The sequence below is a fragment of the Bacteroides sp. genome (assembly GCF_029057325.1).
Lineage (GTDB): Bacteria > Bacteroidota > Bacteroidia > Bacteroidales > Bacteroidaceae > Bacteroides.
Window position 1 is genome coordinate 24478 of the sequence record NZ_JAICZW010000174.1, and the last position, 17006, is coordinate 41483.

Annotated in this window: 16 protein-coding genes; 3 read left to right on the plus strand and 13 right to left on the minus strand. The window is 45.4% G+C overall.

What is annotated here, in order from left to right; genetic code table 11:
- Positions 1-48: 48 nt before the first annotated feature.
- Positions 49-3846 carry a DNA polymerase III subunit alpha gene (dnaE, locus tag K2G43_RS11805; RefSeq protein WP_300155432.1) on the minus strand — a complete coding sequence of 1266 codons (3798 nt, stop codon included), beginning with the start codon at positions 3844-3846 and terminating at the stop codon, positions 49-51.
- 171 nt (positions 3847-4017) lie between these two features.
- On the opposite strand from dnaE, the gene K2G43_RS11810 reads away from it, so the two are divergent.
- The 3 genes from K2G43_RS11810 (at position 4018) to K2G43_RS11820 (ending at position 5780) form a co-directional block, all read left to right on the plus strand.
- Positions 4018-4704, plus strand: coding sequence for a phosphatidylserine decarboxylase family protein (locus K2G43_RS11810; protein ID WP_297644715.1), 687 nt, complete (start codon positions 4018-4020; stop codon positions 4702-4704).
- Positions 4705-4713: 9 nt separating this feature from the next.
- Positions 4714-5415, plus strand: coding sequence for a CDP-diacylglycerol--serine O-phosphatidyltransferase (pssA, locus tag K2G43_RS11815; RefSeq protein ID WP_300155436.1), 702 nt, complete (start codon positions 4714-4716; stop codon positions 5413-5415).
- Between the two features lie 71 nt (positions 5416-5486).
- Complete coding sequence (locus K2G43_RS11820; RefSeq protein ID WP_297644711.1) at positions 5487-5780, plus strand: DUF4834 family protein; 294 nt, start codon at positions 5487-5489, stop codon at positions 5778-5780.
- Positions 5781-6084: 304 nt separating this feature from the next.
- Here K2G43_RS11820 and K2G43_RS11825 read toward each other — a convergent pair whose 3' ends face one another.
- From K2G43_RS11825 to K2G43_RS11880, 12 genes are all read right to left on the minus strand, one after another.
- Positions 6085-6906, minus strand: a complete 822-nt coding sequence (locus tag K2G43_RS11825) for a hypothetical protein (RefSeq protein ID WP_300155440.1) — start codon at positions 6904-6906, stop codon at positions 6085-6087.
- 125 nt (positions 6907-7031) lie between these two features.
- Entirely contained in the window at positions 7032-7490 is a 459-nt protein-coding gene (locus K2G43_RS11830) for a hypothetical protein (RefSeq protein WP_300155443.1), read from the minus strand.
- Positions 7487-8761 (minus strand): C10 family peptidase, encoded by a 1275-nt coding sequence (locus tag K2G43_RS11835; protein WP_300155446.1) that lies wholly within the window; start codon positions 8759-8761, stop codon positions 7487-7489. The genes K2G43_RS11830 and K2G43_RS11835 overlap by 4 nt, the downstream gene beginning before the upstream one ends.
- A 43-nt stretch (positions 8762-8804) precedes the next feature.
- Positions 8805-9482: a porin family protein gene (locus tag K2G43_RS11840; protein ID WP_300155449.1), complete on the minus strand. Its 678-nt coding sequence runs from the start codon at positions 9480-9482 to the stop codon at positions 8805-8807.
- A gap of 95 nt (positions 9483-9577) precedes the next feature.
- Positions 9578-10177: a DUF4848 domain-containing protein gene (locus K2G43_RS11845; protein ID WP_300155452.1), complete on the minus strand. Its 600-nt coding sequence runs from the start codon at positions 10175-10177 to the stop codon at positions 9578-9580.
- On the minus strand, positions 10152-10553 hold the full coding sequence (locus K2G43_RS11850) for a DUF4848 domain-containing protein (RefSeq protein WP_297641894.1): 402 nt from the start codon (positions 10551-10553) through the stop codon (positions 10152-10154). The genes K2G43_RS11845 and K2G43_RS11850 overlap by 26 nt, the downstream gene beginning before the upstream one ends.
- A 38-nt stretch (positions 10554-10591) precedes the next feature.
- The gene (locus K2G43_RS11855; RefSeq protein ID WP_297641896.1) at positions 10592-11560 is read right to left on the minus strand and encodes a DUF4249 domain-containing protein; all 969 of its coding nucleotides are present in this window, start codon (positions 11558-11560) and stop codon (positions 10592-10594) included.
- A 6-nt stretch (positions 11561-11566) separates the two neighbouring features.
- Positions 11567-14116 (minus strand): TonB-dependent receptor, encoded by a 2550-nt coding sequence (locus K2G43_RS11860; protein ID WP_300155475.1) that lies wholly within the window; start codon positions 14114-14116, stop codon positions 11567-11569.
- A gap of 55 nt (positions 14117-14171) precedes the next feature.
- Positions 14172-14993, minus strand: coding sequence for a FecR domain-containing protein (locus K2G43_RS11865; protein WP_300155456.1), 822 nt, complete (start codon positions 14991-14993; stop codon positions 14172-14174).
- 109 nt (positions 14994-15102) lie between these two features.
- Positions 15103-15594, minus strand: a complete 492-nt coding sequence (locus K2G43_RS11870) for an RNA polymerase sigma-70 factor (protein ID WP_297641900.1) — start codon at positions 15592-15594, stop codon at positions 15103-15105.
- Between the two features lie 96 nt (positions 15595-15690).
- The gene (locus K2G43_RS11875; RefSeq protein ID WP_297641901.1) at positions 15691-16125 is read right to left on the minus strand and encodes a nucleoside deaminase; all 435 of its coding nucleotides are present in this window, start codon (positions 16123-16125) and stop codon (positions 15691-15693) included.
- Positions 16126-16263: 138 nt separating this feature from the next.
- A complete protein-coding gene (locus K2G43_RS11880; RefSeq protein ID WP_297641903.1) occupies positions 16264-16497 on the minus strand; it encodes a hypothetical protein in 234 nt (77 codons plus the stop codon).
- Positions 16498-17006: the final 509 nt, after the last annotated feature.

Below are 17006 nucleotides of genomic sequence, written 5' to 3' on the forward strand. Positions count from 1 at the left end.
TCAATTATCCATTTCCAACCTACTAACCTACTTTGGGAGCAAAGATAATTAATTAATCCGAAAATCCAGCTCAGGACGTTCTTTTAAATAAGAGATTAGACCGCGTCCCACCGAAAGTTTCACAGGACGGGAAATCAAATCGACCGTCATCTTGCTCTCTGAATCGCTCACCTTGAAATAAAGTTCCGTATTGCCCGGATGTTCTTTGGTCAGCTCCACCAATTCAGTAACCAACGCCCTGTTCAATACACTTAGCGGGATAAAGATGGTGATCTTCTCTATCAGTTTTTCTTTGACATCCGGCAATAGTTCCATGGAGGTTACCTTCAACTCCAGTTCGTCTTGCCGCCACTGTTTAGGCTGGCAGCGTGCTTTGATAAAAAGGAAGGTACGCTCTCCCAAATATCCCTGATAGGTCACCCAATCATTGCCGAAGAAAGGAAGTTCCGCCGAACCGGAGTAATCTTCAATCTTGGCAATGCCGTATGGATTTCCATTCTTGCTGATGCCGCGACGCACCGAAGTTACGATTCCCCCCATTGTTATCTCACGCCCCACAAGCGCCGTTTTGTCTTCCAGCTCCGCCATACGGGTATTGCAAACATGCTCCAACACCACCGAATACTCATCCAGCGGATGCGCGGAAAGATAGATACCTACCAAGTCGCGCTCTTTGTTCAGGCGGTCAAGGTCGCTCCAACGTTCTGCCACCGGTATTTCCGGTGTCGCGATTTCCACCACATTCTCACCACCGAAGAGAGAATTTACCGCTGCCGCCCGATCGGCCTGATACCGGTTGCCATAGCGCACCAATGTTTCAAGAAAGACCTCATTCTTGGAATTGACCGCAAAATATTGCTCACGCTTCAGTTCCGGGAAACTATCGAAGCCACCCGCCAAGGCCAGACATTCCAAGTTCTTCTTGTTGCAAGCATTCAGATTGACACGCTGCACAAAATCAAAGATGCCCTTATAAGGACCGTTCTTCTCGCGTTCTTCCATGATGCTTTGCACGGCAGCCTCGCCTACTCCCTTCACGGCACCCAGACCAAAACGGATGTTACCCACTTCGTTCACCGTAAACTTCAGATTACTCTCATTGACATCCGGTCCAAGCGTATTAATGCCCATCGCCTTGCACTCGTCCATCAGCTTGGTGATGTCGGTAATGTTCGACAAGCTTCGGCTCATCACCGCCGCCATATATTCAGCCGGATAATTGGCCTTCAAATAAGCTGTCTGATAGGCCACCCACGAATAACAAGTGGCATGCGATTTATTGAAAGCGTATGACGCGAACTTTTCCCAGTCCGCCCAAATCTTTTCAAGCACTTTCGCATCGTGCCCGTTCTTCTGTCCGCCTGCAATGAATTTAGGCTTCATGTGGTCCAGCTTGTCACGCAACTTCTTACCCATCGCCTTACGCAAAGCATCGGATTCCCCACGAGTGAAGTCCGCCAACAGACGAGAGAGAAGCATGACCTGCTCCTGATAAACCGTGATGCCGTATGTGTCCTTCAGATACTTCTCCATAATCGGGATATCGTATTCGATAGGCTTACGCCCCCACTTACGGTCGATAAAGTCGGGAATATAATCCATCGGTCCCGGACGATAGAGGGCGTTCATGGCAATCAGGTCTTCAAACGTACTGGGCTGCAACTCGCGCAGGTACTTCTGCATACCTGCCGATTCAAACTGGAACGTGCCGATGGTGCGACCATCGCAATAGAGTTTATAAGTGGCCGGGTCGGTAATCGAGATATTGTCGATATCAAGTTCCATGCCCCGATGCAGGCGTACATTCGCCACCGCTTCCTTTATAATAGACAATGTTTTCAGTCCCAGGAAGTCCATTTTAATCAATCCCGTATCTTCGATGACAGAACCTTCATATTGAGTAACGAGCATCTTTTCGCCCGTTTCCTTGTCATCTGCCGTACTGACAGGCACCCAATCCGTAATATCGTCACGGCAAATAATGGTTCCACAGGCATGCACACCCGTACCGCGGACATTACCCTCCAGCATTTTGGCATATTTCATCGTATCGCGCACCAATGGGTCGGGCGAAGCCTCCGCCGCCTGGAGTTCGGGCACATAAGCAATGGCATTGGGCAGGTTGAGCTTCTTATCGGGAATCTTGTCCGGCACCAGCTTGCACAATCGGTCCGATTCGCTTAAAGGCAGTTTTTGTACACGTGCCACATCCTTAATAGCCATCTTAGTAGCCATCGTACCATACGTAATGATGTGCGCCACTTTCTCCTGTCCATACTTTTCCGTCACCCAACGAAGCACTTCTCCACGTCCGTCATCATCGAAGTCCACATCGATATCGGGCAACGAAATACGGTCGGGATTCAAAAAACGCTCAAACAGCAGGTCATACTGAATCGGGTCTATCTTCGTGATGCCCAGGCAATAAGCCACCGCCGAACCGGCAGCCGAACCACGTCCCGGTCCTACCGATACACCCAACTGCGTACGTGCGGCGTTGATAAAATCCTGCACAATAAGGAAGTAACCAGGAAAACCCATGGTTTTCATGATATATAGTTCGAATACCAGACGCTCTTTCACCTCGTCCGACAACGGGTCGCCATACAACTTCTTGGCGCCGTCAAACGCCAATTTTGCCAAGTAATCGGCCTCCAGTTTGATACGATACAATTTCTCATATCCTCCCAGGCGTTTGATTTTGGCCTTGGCGGCCTCTTCATCCAGCACCACCTTGCCATTTTCATCTTGGGTGAACTCATCGAACAAGTCTTTTTCCGTATATTTCCGGCGATATTCCTCTTCCGTCCCGAACTCTTCAGGAATGGCGAAAGTAGGCATGATAGGCGGATGGTCGATGGAGTAGTACTCCACTTTATCCAGAACCTCCAACGTGTTGGAGAGCGCTTCGGGAACATCCTCAAACAGAGCGTTCATTTCTGCTTTCGTCTTCATCCACTCCTGCTTGGTATAAAGCATGCGGGTGGGATCGTCCAAATCCTTACCTGTACTCAGGCAGATCAGCCGGTCGTGCGCTTCGGCATTCTCCTCATCGACGAAATGCACATCGTTGGAACAGATTACTTTAATATCGTATTTCCGGGCAAGCTCCAGCAACTTGGCATTCGCTTTCTGTTGCAACGGATAGGCCTCATGATTGGCTCTCGGAACGGTTGCCTTATGGCGCTGAAGCTCCAAATAGTAGTCATCGCCAAACAGGTTCTTATACCAGCGTATGGCTTCTTCCGCCTCATCCAACCGGTCGTTGATTATCTTTTTGGGAACTTCACCACCGATACATGCCGAACATACAATCAACCCCTCGTGATACTTTTCCAGTTCGCTGCGGTCGGTACGCGGACGCATGTAGTAGCCTCTGGTCCAGGCGTGCGACACCAGCTTAATCAGGTTATGATAGCCCTTCTCATTCTTTGCCAGCACCACCAGGTGATAACCGCTCTGGTCTTGCTTTCCCTCTCTTTTGTCCATGGTACGGCGTGCCACATACATTTCGCAACCGATGATCGGCTTGAACAATTTGTTCTCCGCCGCCTCAATGCCGGCGCGGCAAGCGGCCAGTTCCGCTTCCTTATCCTCACAGACTATCTCTCCGCTCTCAATGCCGGCAATCCGCTTTTTCAGGTCTTTTATCTCCCCTTTCGGACCACTGTTCTTCTTGTTGACGTAGTTCGTGAACTCCTTTATACCGAACATGTTTCCATGGTCGGTCACGGCAATGCCTTTCATGCCATCCTTCATCGCCTTGTCAACCAATCTGCTGACACTTGCCTGACCGTCCAGAAGCGAGTATTGGGTATGAACATGTAAATGAACAAAATCTTGCATAACTATCCTTATCTATTGGGAGGCTAAAATTACAACCTCCGCAAAATCTGACAAAGATATTCCCCAAAAAGTTATCAACAACTGCATTTCTCCTACAAATATTTGTCAGATTTTCAAAATAAAACTATTTTTGCGGATAATTTATGTTTTAAAAAGCAAATTACAACACACATGCGCCGATTAAAAAGACTGAAAAAGATACGTATCCACCGTGAAGGCACACACACATTGGCCGGCAGTTTGTTATTGATGATTGTCATCAATGCCGCCCTCTATTTCGGATTGGAATGCAAAGTTCCGTTTTATGTAGTAGCAACCATCAGCCTCATCGTGTACGGGATATTGGTAAACTTCTTCCGTTGCCCCATCCGCTTGTTCGGACAAGATACGGAAAAAGTAGTGGTAGCTCCTGCCGATGGAAAGATTGTAGTGGTGGAAGAGGTGGAGGAAAACGAGTACTTCCACGATCGGCGCATCATGATATCTATCTTCATGAGTCTGGTCAATGTACATGCCAACTGGTATCCGGTAGAAGGTACCGTAAAGAAAGTATGGCATCAGAACGGCAAATTCATGAAAGCGTGGCTGCCCAAAGCCAGCACCGACAACGAACGTTCTACCGTAGTGATTGAAACCCCGGAAGGCACTGAAATCATGGCACGCCAGATAGCGGGAGCCATGGCACGCCGCATCGTGACTTACGCCGAAGCGGGCGAAGAGTGCTACATCGATGAGCACATGGGATTCATCAAATTCGGTTCGCGCGTGGATGTCTTCCTGCCATTGGGCACCGATATACTCGTCACACTGGGACAACTAACCACCGGCAACCAAACCGTGATAGCCAAACTTAAATAACAAATACGAATGGCAAACTGTATCACCCGCCATATTCCCAACACCCTGACTTGCCTGAACCTTTTCTCCGGGTGTATTTCTTGTATCATGGCATTTGAAGCCCGCTATGAGTGGGCACTTGCCTTTATCATCCTCGGTGCCGTTTTTGACTTCTTCGACGGCATGATGGCACGCGCACTGGACGCACACTCGCCGATTGGCAAAGATTTGGACTCTCTGGCCGACGATGTCAGCTTCGGGGTCGCCCCTTCGCTGATTGTGTTCTCTTTGTTCAAAGAGATGGACTACCCGGGTATCATGGCAAGCGCGGCGCCCTTTTTCCCTTATCTTGCCTTCCTGCTGTCCGTGTTCTCGGCATTGCGACTCGCCAAATTCAATAACGACACTCGGCAGACCACTTCCTTCGTAGGACTTCCCGTCCCGGCCAACGCCTTGTTTTGGGCCTCTTTGGTAGCGGGTTCTCACGACTTCCTGACAAGCGGCTTTCATCCCGTTTATCTGTTCGTGTTAGTCTGTCTGTTCTCCTGGTTGCTGGTGGCGGAGATTCCGATGTTCTCGCTGAAGTTCAAGAACCTGTCGTGGAAAGACAACAAAGTCTGTTTTATCTTTTTGCTTGTCTGCGTTCCGCTGCTGGTATTTCTGGGCATTTGCAGTTTCGCCGCCATCATCGTCTGGTACATACTACTTTCACTTGCCACAAAGAAAAAGTGACTAAACAAATCTTTGGCACAATTGTTGTATGATTGTTCGTGTCTAACGAACAAATAAAAAAGCATTAGCCTATGTTGCACTTTTTAGGATTCCTGTTTATCATTATCATAGCCGTCTTGCTCATTGGCCTCAGCATTATCGGCAGTGTCATCCAAAACATCTTCAAGTTAGGAAGACCACATACAAACTCCGGTACCCATCAATATACCGGAGGATATTCCTATAACAACCAACAACAATCCCGAACCTCCTCCCAAGAAGAGGAAATCACCAACCCGGAAGAGGGCGAAATCCGTCCCAAGCGTAAGAAGTTGTTCTCCAAAGACGAAGGGGAGTATGTGGACTTCGAGGAAATCAAGGAATAGAATTATCACCATCCAAGCGCAAATTCGCAGCTTACAGATTTTCAGCCCACATTTGAAATAAGAAGAAACTGAACATTTCAGGTACAAAGATTGTAATACTTCACTCTCTAACGATTGATTATTCAAAATCCTTCTTATGTTTTCAACCTATTTGATAGGTTGTTTAATAGTTACTGTCACTTGTTCCGTTTTATTGGATGGATTATAAAGCAGACTTCCGCATGAACTTATGCACATCATACATCCGCACAGCAGAATCCACACAGCAACAATCATTATCTTACTCTTTTTCTGTTTCATATTATCAATGATTAAAGAATAATCCTTTTAAAATTTGGTGGAATATTCCACCAAAATCTGCATTTATTTCGCTCCCGTTATGTTTATAAGACGGGCGTATTATCGGCACATTCCATTGTTGGTGAGAACAATTGCTACCATAGCTTCTCATGCCTACATCTATTGCCCATCGTTCTGCCAATCCCAAAGAGAGATAACCGCCATAATGATAGCCGTCCAGCTTCTTCATCGATTCTACTCTTGGAAAGTAGGTGCGGTAATATGTACCAAAAAGATGGAGCGATGCTTGGGAATGGATTTGATAGGAAACATCAGTGCCAATTCCAAAAGTGTTGCTACCCGAACGAGGAATACTCAGTTTGTGTGCATAGAGCCACAGCCCCAACTTCCATTTGTTGTTTGGAGCATATACCGTTTTAACTTCAGCATAGTTCGACACTCCGACTCCTACGAGGTTTTCCTGCCTGCCACGTCCCCAAATATCCATCTTGTCAAACCGATGAATAACTCCACCGACACTATATTCGCTTTTATGCAAAGGTGAACAATCTACAGGAAAGCTCAATGTGTAATCAGGACGAATGTCCAAAAGCATTTCGGGCATTTGGGGAATGGCATCAAAATGTGGAGACAGAAAAGGCTTCCCATATTCAGAAATCGACAGCTTGGCAGTGTCTATATCCAGTACAGTCAGTTTTATACAATCGAAAAAATGCGTAGAATTTTCTTGCCCGTACAACTGCGAGCAAAAGGACAACATCATCATGGTTACAAAAGCCACATTGTATGCCTTCTGATTGATGTTACAGATTTTCTGTTTCCACATAATGATACCATTAAACAGCATAAACTTTATATTCTTTTTTAGAACATACAAGCATAGGATGCCACGCACGTCCTGTTCTTACAGTCCACACCATTATTGTCAAATCAATACATCATTACCTTGATTTATTCCTTCTTTAACTGGACTAATAACACATTTGAGATTGTATATGCTACGCCAAACGTCAGTTCGTAGTTAATACTTTTATAGGTTTGGTTCTCAGAGAGGACCATGCGAGTTGTATGGGGAGATACCGATAAAATCTCTATTTTGCCCCATTCCTTTTCACAAATAGTATAGGGTAATTGCTGTTTCCTGTCGTCATCGGTAACTCTATAAAAATATTCGCCCACTTTGATTTCAGAAAGGAACCCGTTTTCTGCATTCCTACCCACAGCGGTGAAAGTTATTTCTCCTCCTGTATAGCCAGCCTCACCATAATAAGAAATTCCATTGGGAGGAGACAATGTTACACCTGTTGTCTTAAACTCTATGTTTTCAAATTTCTCATCTTCATTTCCGCAAGAGGTAAGACTCAAACAACAGATGACACTTATAATTTTCAATAATATGTAGTATCTCATTTTTTTACGATCGAATATTCAAGGTTATATTTATAGTTTGGAGTTTTACCTGATTGTTCGTCAGATGAATCATAGATTGGGGCACCTGCATTAGTATCAAAGGCTTTACTGATATAGTAGCCATTTTTATAGCCACCCCATCCCCAATTACAGTGGACGAAATTGTTAGATTTTCCATCTTTAGATGCAACAAGGACACCATCATAAACCCAAGCATGCCCTCCTTTCCATCCGACACGAATACCAAGTACCTTTTTCTTACCAGAATTACCGCGACCTAACACAGGATATCCAGATTTTATGGCAGATATAATGTTATTTTCATTATAGCCTTTTAAGGAGCTTGCATTTAATCCTCCCCATTTGTTGAACCACTCTACCGCTTTTGAAGTTTTTGCGCTTGTCTCGTTTGATTTTTTGTACTCTGCTCCTAAAGCAATGCCAAGATACCTTACCAAATGAGCCACTTCATTGGCTGATGTTGCACATGAAGAACTTGTAAGTACCCCATTGTTTTTGTCACAATCAAACATGATTTTATCCCAATGTAAATCAGACGAACCCATAGTCCCATTATAAGACCAGTTTACATGACCGATCGTTTTATAATGAGATAAAATTTGAGCAGTTGCAATAATAACACAACCGGCTGTACCATTGGGGCAATATTTCCCATAGACACCACTTTGAGTCCATTTCGTGTGTAATATTGGAGCATATTCAGAATTTATGGTATAGCCGTTAGTTTCGAGAGAACGTGTTTGAGACGGTTCCTTATAATTCTCAATGTCTTGAATTTCCATTTTGATAGCATAATCTAAAAACATAAGAAATCCCTCATCTTTATTCTCATTCAGACTATCAACAGAAAACGCACCTTCGTCAATGACCGCAAAAATCGGTGTAGTTCTTTTATCAGCCGCTACCAACGCAAACCCTTGATTGTCTGCGAAATTTATTACATACAACAACGTATCAATATCCACATCGTAGTTGTCAGACATATCAGATGCAGTGGCTCGTGTATGTATTCCATTTCGGATGGGATACACATCTGCAATTTGCATTTGTTCCACGCTCCTCGTTCTTGTATTTAAGAAGTTGAGCTGATTCATAAAATTGCTGAGTTCTATTTTGGCTTCTTCTGGTGAGATCTTAAAAGATGATTGCTGAGTTTGAATTGGGATAACAGCTTCCAACGATTCTAAATCATCGTTGCTGCATGAGACCATGCATACAATCAATGATATCAAAAATAAAAACTTTTTCATAAATGATAAATTTCAATTGTTTTACTATAAACTCGCTTTTTTTTCAGAACATATAGGCACATGATGCCGTAAATGTTCTACTCTTACAGTCCACGCTATTCTTATTGACGTTCTTCATGCCCCAGTCGTAACCAATGCCCAACTGTATGTGTCGCACAATCTCCACACCGGCACGGAAGCCCAATCCCCAGTCAAAGCGTTCCTGCATCTTATCACTGAAAACATTGTCTGCCCTTGTATAGGTCGTTGCCTTACCGTTATCAGGAGTGATAGTTTCCTTCGCCTTACCGAACAGTCCGATATTGAAATAAGGACCGGCATTGATAAACAGGCTGACATTTCGTCCTGCCGAAAACTTGTAACCGACATGAACGGGGATGCTCAGGTAATAAGGGGTACACTCCCAGTCGGAAGTATAACCGGAAGAAGGCGTGCCAGAAGTTGTTTTGGTAGAACTAGTAGGACCATCGTTGTAATAATAACCGGGAGTCTTCCAGCCGTGCGAGGAGAGCAGCAGGCCGAAGTCCACATACAGTCCCTTCGCTGCCTGCAGAAGCCCAAGTTCCCCTTTAAGTCCAACGTGAAAGCCGGACTGCGAATCGTAAGCACTCGGAAGACTGAGGTTATAACCTCCGGTCACTCCCACTTTGAAATCTTGTGCCATGCCTGCCATACTGAAGACAATGGCGAATAGCGATGTTACTAAAATCTTTTTATTCATAATGTGTATTGATTTTATCAGTTTTATAATAGCTCAAACAAGAATAATCATGGGATACAGCACCCTGAATACCCTTGTTTGAACTTTTTACGCATTTATATGACTTGTATATTATTAAAATCTTGCTTTCCTGTAGAATCTCCACATGAACTTTTAAAATTTCTCACATAGGCATTAAACACATTTCCAACAGTTTCAATACGTAAATTCAGAATAGAAACCTTGCAGCCATTAGGACAAATAACAACGTTCTTATGATGGAATTTGGAACTTTGCATTTCCAATTCAGCAGAATAACTCGCAGATACACTTTTTTTCCATAAGAACTGTTTTTTCTTTGTGACAAACTCAACAGCAAATGAATTGCCATTTACAATACGTCCAATTGTCATCGTACTTTTGTATTTCCCGTTTTTAATTGATAACGCCGCGTTTTTGAATCCTTTGAATCCGGGTTCTATTGGACCGGAAGCGACTGCCATTGTTGCAACTTCATCATCCACATTAAATGTCGGAGTATTGTTTTCAGGCATTTTAAGGGTATTGCCGATGACAACGTACCCTTTGATGTTGCCGACGAGTGACAAGTCATCATCGGTAAATGTAAGATACGGAGTTGCATCATAGGCGTCAATAGTATTGAAAGCGAAGATTTTATCATACTTTTCTTTATAAGTTGGAAATCTCGTTCTCAAATCGTGTGGAATCTTCAATTTCGAATATTTGCTCCAACTCTTCGTCTGCATGGTTCCAGATGGTATAAGCACCATCAAAACCGATTGTTTTGAAATAAGCATCACGCTCTTCCTTATCCATTTCATTAAGCTTAACAATGGTTTCATTATAGGTTTGTTCGTCTTTGAAATGAAGAACGGGCATATCACCAAATTCGTCGAAAGAGTTTCTCGTATTGGCCACCCAATCACTCATTCTTGACACTTCCAACGCAGGAATTACTTTCTCATTTACCGGGCTAAACTCTTCCTCGTTGCTGCATGAAAACAGACTTACAGACATACATAGGAACACTGCCATACCGGCTTTTTTCTGTAATAAACTTAAATCTTTCATTTGTCTCTTTTTTAAATTAATAAAATCAACTGTTGTTATCAATGTACATTTTCTAACCATTCTGTTTCTGTAACTTGGCAACCGCCCAATACGCCGATACCATTTTCGATGTTGGTATAGCTGCTCCGTATGGGTGCCAGACCTTTGTTTCCCAACTCGTTGTTTTTCACATCATTCAGAGACTTCAGATAGCTGTATAACTCTGATGACAATGTGTAGAGATATATCTTATAATATGTATGCTGACTGCTGTGCCTCCACTCATTCGCTTCATAATCGGCAAAATAGTAAGTGTTAAGCCGAAGTGTGTACTCCCTATTCAATACTTGCTCATTGCTCCATGTATATAGATACTGGTAGAAGTCGGTGGAAAAGTCAAATGCTGCGTCCAATCCTGTTTTGTGGTTCAGCAAGGGTTCATCATCCAATTCCATATCTAAAACGGAAATAGAAGTGGAATTATTCTCCTTGTTGCTCCAATCTTCATATACCTCTTTTTTCGTGATGCGAATCCCGTAATAACCCTCTTTCCCATCGTCTTGAAACGTGATGCGGAACTGGAGTTTATTGTCTATGTCCTGTTTGCGCACCATATCTATCTTCTTCAGCGGAAAACTTGCCGGGATGGTTGTCTCTGAATATACGGGCGGCAATCCGTCTGCTTCCGCACAGACACGGATGACATCGGTCTCGCTCCACCGTCCGACCACATAATAGCATCCGGCAGGCACCGACGGTTCATCCGTTTCTACGTAACGAACGGTCTGTTCCGTGCCATTGACGCTGAATGTGATGCGGGCATTGGCTATCTCTTTTTTCCCTTCTTTCTTCTGTCGGGCAACAGGCCGGCTACGGTACAGCTGTATCAGGGTGGTGTCGCTATCGGCCTCAGGCATACAATAGAGTACCAACTTCTCGGCGGCATCCATACCCTTCAGATCGAAATCGTAGCTGCACGAAGTCATGAGGGCAAGAAGCAATAGCAGTGGAATATAAGTTGTTTTCATATCTGTTCAAAATTTGAGTGTGTAACTGAATGAAGGCATGATGGGAAACACGCCCGTGGCTTTCCCACGAAAACTGCCATCCGGTCGCTGCACCACTTTCCCGTAGAGGGCATTCATGCGACAATAAGCATTGTAGATGCTCACGTTCCAGATGCGTTCATCCCCCCGTTTGGTTGTTTTGCGGAAGTTCGCGCCCACGTCCAGCCGATGATAGGCGGGCAATGACACATTGTTGGGTTGCTCGTAAACCCATTCCGCTTCTCCCTTGCTTCCTATTCCGGGCAAGATGGGTGCATCGACTATCTGTTGGGGCACGGTCATGCGATTTCCGCTGTGGTAGCACCACGAGGCGTATGTCTCTATCCGGGACGAGGCTTTGTAGCGCATCGCAAGGTTCAGCTTGTGCCGGTTGTCAAACTTGTCCGCATACCACCCCGCATGGAACTCGGGAAAGTTCCGTTTGCTCCACGACAAGGTATAAGCGGCGTTGGCAGAAATGCGACTGCCGCTATAGGAGGCTTCCATTTCCATTCCGTAAGATTTGCCTTTGCCAAACCTTATCAGCGACTCCCAACTATCGGCAGACGGGGTCAGCCGGTTTCCTCCGTCATACTCTATGGCATGGTGCATGGTCTTGTAAAACCCTTCCACGTTGAGCAGCACTCGAAACGGAAGCCGCATATATATGCCCGCCGCATATTGTTGCGAACGCATGGGGCGGATGTTCCGGGTAGATGGTACCCAATAGTCAGTCGGCAGGTTCAGATAGGTGTTGGAAAGCTGGTGCATGAACTGGCTCATCTCCGTATAGGACGCCTTCACCGTCAATCCGTCACTGAGCTGATAGCGCAAGGCCGCACGCGGTTCTACGGAATGGAAAACCTTGCCGGATATGCAGAACAGCGTATAATGCGCTCCTACGTTCATCTGTAGCCTATGAGTCAAGGCGATGTCATCTTCCGCATAAAGCGAAAGCTCATGTCCCCGATAGAAAGAGGAAGCCTGTCTGCTGATGGTATCCTGCTGCTGCTCGTCGCCACTATAATCATAGTTGGCCGTGCTTTGCGGACGGAAGAAGTGCAGCAGGTAGTTGGAACCTATGCGCAGATGATGGCGGGTGCCGGGACGATAGTCGAACTCCATGCGATAGCCCACATCGTCTATCGTGGAATGATTGCGGCGTTCCGTATGGGTGATACCGTTCAGCGTCCCCTCATCCATCACTTTCTCTTCCGTGAGATAGTCTGAATGAGAGATGTTCCGCGTATAGACTCCGGTAAGATTGGCAAAAAGTCTGGAGGAGAACCGGTATTTCCAATTCAGTGCCGCTGTCAGGTTTCCCCATTGCAGGTCAAACTTATCTGTATCGGTTTCTCTGTCTAATGGGTATAGTATGTTTTTTACTTTGAATACATCATTGCCGGAATAAAAACTTATATCAGATTGACTGCGGTCGGAAAAGCGATGCGTTATTTTAGCATTGATGTCATGGAAAGCATAGCGCACGTTTATCTTGTCATCCCTTTTCGACTGATTGCGTATGGCCAATGCCGGAACGGTAAAGAGGTCAAGCCACGTGCGACGCATGGCAATGTTGAACGAAGTATGGTCTTTCCTGATGGGTCCCTCAAACTGTATGCGCCCGTCCAGCAATCCAACAGTGACACTGCCATGATATTCACGCATGTTCCCCTCATTGGTACGTACATCCACGACGGACGACAGCCTGCCACCGTAACGTGCAGGAAATCCACTCTTGTAGAAATCAATGTTCTTCACAACATCTGTGTTGAAAGCAGAGAAGAGCCCGCCCAAGTGATTTACCTGATACAGCGGAGTACCGTCTAAGAGGAAAAGATTTTCATCATTACTCCCACCATGTACATAAAGACCTGAGATAAGTTCCGTGCCTGCCGCTACACCGGAAAGGTTTTGAAGCGTTTTTACTACATCGGGAGAACTGAACAAGGCAAACTCCGTCTGCAAGTCACGGCTTGTAAGCGATTTCTTTCCGGTCTGCGTGGTCAGATTGGGAGAATTGAGGTCGGCTGTCACCACCACTTCTTCCAACTGATAAGAATCATTCAAATAGATATTCATTGGCTTGTTTCCATTCAGCAACACCTCTTCCAACCGTTCCCCCATGCCTACACACGAGAAATGCACCCGATGACGGCCTTCCGGCAGTGTAAGACTGAAAAAGCCGTGTTCATTCGTCAGCGTTCCTACGCCTGAAGCAGCATCCCATACGGTCGCATTGATGATTGTTTCTCCATCCTTGTCATAAACATATCCGCTAAGGGTATATTTGGCTTTGCTCTTTTGCTTTGCGCGGGTCAGCAATACATACTTGCCTTTTATTTCCCATGCGACTTCCGTCCCATGAAACAATTCTTTCAGGCTTTGTTCCAGTGTCAGCCCGTGAAGAGGTTTGCCGGAATAGGGTATAGCCAGTTTCAGAGAGGCATCATATACAAACTTCACGGAATGCTCCTTTTTGATGATTTCCATCTGCTCTTTGATGGTGTGCTTTGTTTGCATTGAGACAGCAGACATCTGTTGTTGGCAGCAGATTGCCAACAAAATGAATATAAGAAATCTGATCATACGCTTATTCTTTTTCTATCTTAACTCCTAATGATTCTTCAAGCAAAGAGACAATCACATCCACTCCGTCATCTGTTTCAAACTCTGCGGAAAGTGTCTTGTCTGCATTTGTTGCGGTCAGTTTTACATGATAATAATCTGATAATTCTTCCAGCACATCGGGCAGAGGTGTTTCTTCATAAACGAATTTCCCGGCAGCCCATGCCGCTGGGTTAGGTGTCTGTGGCGCTACGATGTGGGGTTGACGCTCTCCACGTATTAAGCTGGCTTGCATGTTTTTTGTCAACACCACGCCGTCATTCTCTCCTTTGGCGGCAAACAATACTTTACCGGACGAGACATAAACCTCTGTTGCCGAATCGGAAAGCGTCTCGTCTATTTGGAAACTCGTACCAAGAACTTTCGCTACAGCATATTGTCCGGTCACGCTGAAAGGATGTGCAGCGTCACGATGTACGCGGAAATATGCCTTTCCGGTCATTACCACTTCCCGTTGTTCTTTTCTGAATACCTCGGGACGGTATTTGAGCGAGGAATGAGGTGACAAGGTTACGAAGGTGCTGTCCGGCAGCATATATTCCATAACATTGCCGGCAGCGGCAATACGCATCCACGCATCGTCTTCGCGCATGTTCCAATAAAGATATGTACCGATGCAAAGCAGCAGCGAGGCAGCCACTCCCGACCAATAATATCCGATATGCCGCTTTCGGGTATGGATATCATGCTTATTTTTCCATTCATGAAATGCTTTCCGGGTGTCAAACACTCCATGCTTATAGTTCTTCAGGACGAACCGGATGCTTTTTTCTTCTATTTCGCTCATATTTTCATTCGTTTTCTACTAAGACTGCATTTTATGCAAATCCTACTATTCCCCAATGAAAAAAAATGCCTCTTTTGTGATTTTTCTTTTCAGAGCGGACTTTTTATACTTATCCGAAAAAGAACATATAGATCTTTCGTCCTCCCTCTTTCAAAGCCTTCAACGCTTTGCTTATCTGATTCTTAACCGTATTGACAGAAACCCCTTGCCGCTTCGCTATCTCTTCATATTTCAATCCGTCCCGCTTACAAAGCAGAAGTGCTTCCCTGCAACGTTCAGGCAGCGAGTCAATGGCAGTCCACAGGCGTGCTTCTATCAATGAGCGTTCTTCGCATTCTTCATCTGAAATCTCGTCAGCCAGGTCCATAGGAGTGACATTTGAATCAATCGCACTATCTTTTTTTAGTTTGTCAATGCAACGGTTACGTGCCATGGAATAGAGATACGACTTCAAATCGGAGACTATACGACCTTTACTCATGCATTCCCACAACGCGGCAAAGCAATCTTGTACGGTGTCTTCCGCATCTTCCGGGTCATTCAGATAATGTAGCGCATAAAGGCACAAAGGACGATAATACCGACGAAATGCATCATCCATACTTTTGAGAGAAGAACTATGTAGCATTATATATCTATATAAACAACCATATCCCACTAAATTTCCATTGTACCTACAACAGAGAAGGAAGCAGAATCAGCGGCGTTTTGCCGCAAAAAACTCTTTCATCAACCCGGCGCATTCATCCGCAAGCACCCCTTTCACCACAACGGTTTTAGGATGCAACGCTTGCGGCGCATAGCGCTGATATCCCCGTTTCTCATCTTCGGCACCGAAGACCAGGCGTCCTGTCTGCGCCCAGGCAATGGCGCCGGCACACATCACGCAAGGCTCCACCGTCACATACAGCGTACATTCGTTCAGGTATTTGCCGCCAAGGGTGGAAGCGGCGGCCGTTATGGCTTGCATTTCGGCATGGGCGGTGACATCTGTCAGCGTCTCCGTCAGGTTATGGGCGCGGGCAATGATACGGTCTTTGCAGACCACCACCGCTCCCACGGGCACCTCCCCCCGTTCGCCCGCCTTTCGCGCCTCCAAAAGCGCCTGCTTCATATAATCAGTATCTGTCATTCGTTTAAAAAGTTATCGGAAGTTATTGAAAATCATAAGGATCCATCATTACGTTTCGCTCCGTCAGGAGTTAAAAGCCAATAGTCCACAACATATCGTTGCCTCTGTGTCTCTGCGCCTCTGTGTTTGGTTACATCATCATCTCCTCATATCATGTTCGCCAAACAGCGTCGGATAATCCTCTTCCATATTCTTATGGATAAACATGAGAATAGTCTCCCTCAACCAGCGCGATTTATTGGTTATCTTGTATTTGGCAAGATAACGGTCCACAATCCGCTGTTCATCCTCGCTCATCAGGCATACCATGCGCTGTTCGCGTTTCGGTTCTTCGGGTGTTGCTTTCGCACACGTTTTATCTCTCTTTCTCATATCTCCTGCAAAATTACTTTTACTTCTGTAAAAACAAAGCAAATGCGTGTCTTTTTCTTCCAAATGATGCGATTTTCACAGGAGATATGTTCTCCCCCCACCCAGGCTGTCCGAGAACTTCCGTTATGTTTTCTTTTGGGTACGGAATTACACGGATTTACACGGTTTTCTTCTTGATTAATCCGTGAATTCCGTGCCTAAAATCTATCATGATGTCGATTCCTTTTCGTTTTGACACACCTCCGAAATCACCCCGGTAAAACCGGAAAGCATTGAAGCTGCCAGACTGAAAACAGTGCGAAAGCGGCAATGAAACGGGCATCATACCTCATGGTGTAAAATAATTTTTCCACCTCCTTTTCACAACCGACATGTCACGCTGAAAAAACGTTCCTCCCCCTTCTTCCCCCTCCATTCCCTATCTGCTCCCTGACCGTATAAAAATCAGAAACTGCCGCCGCCGAGGCGAGGTTAGATATCGGGGGTGGCCGGAGAAATAAAAAAAAAAA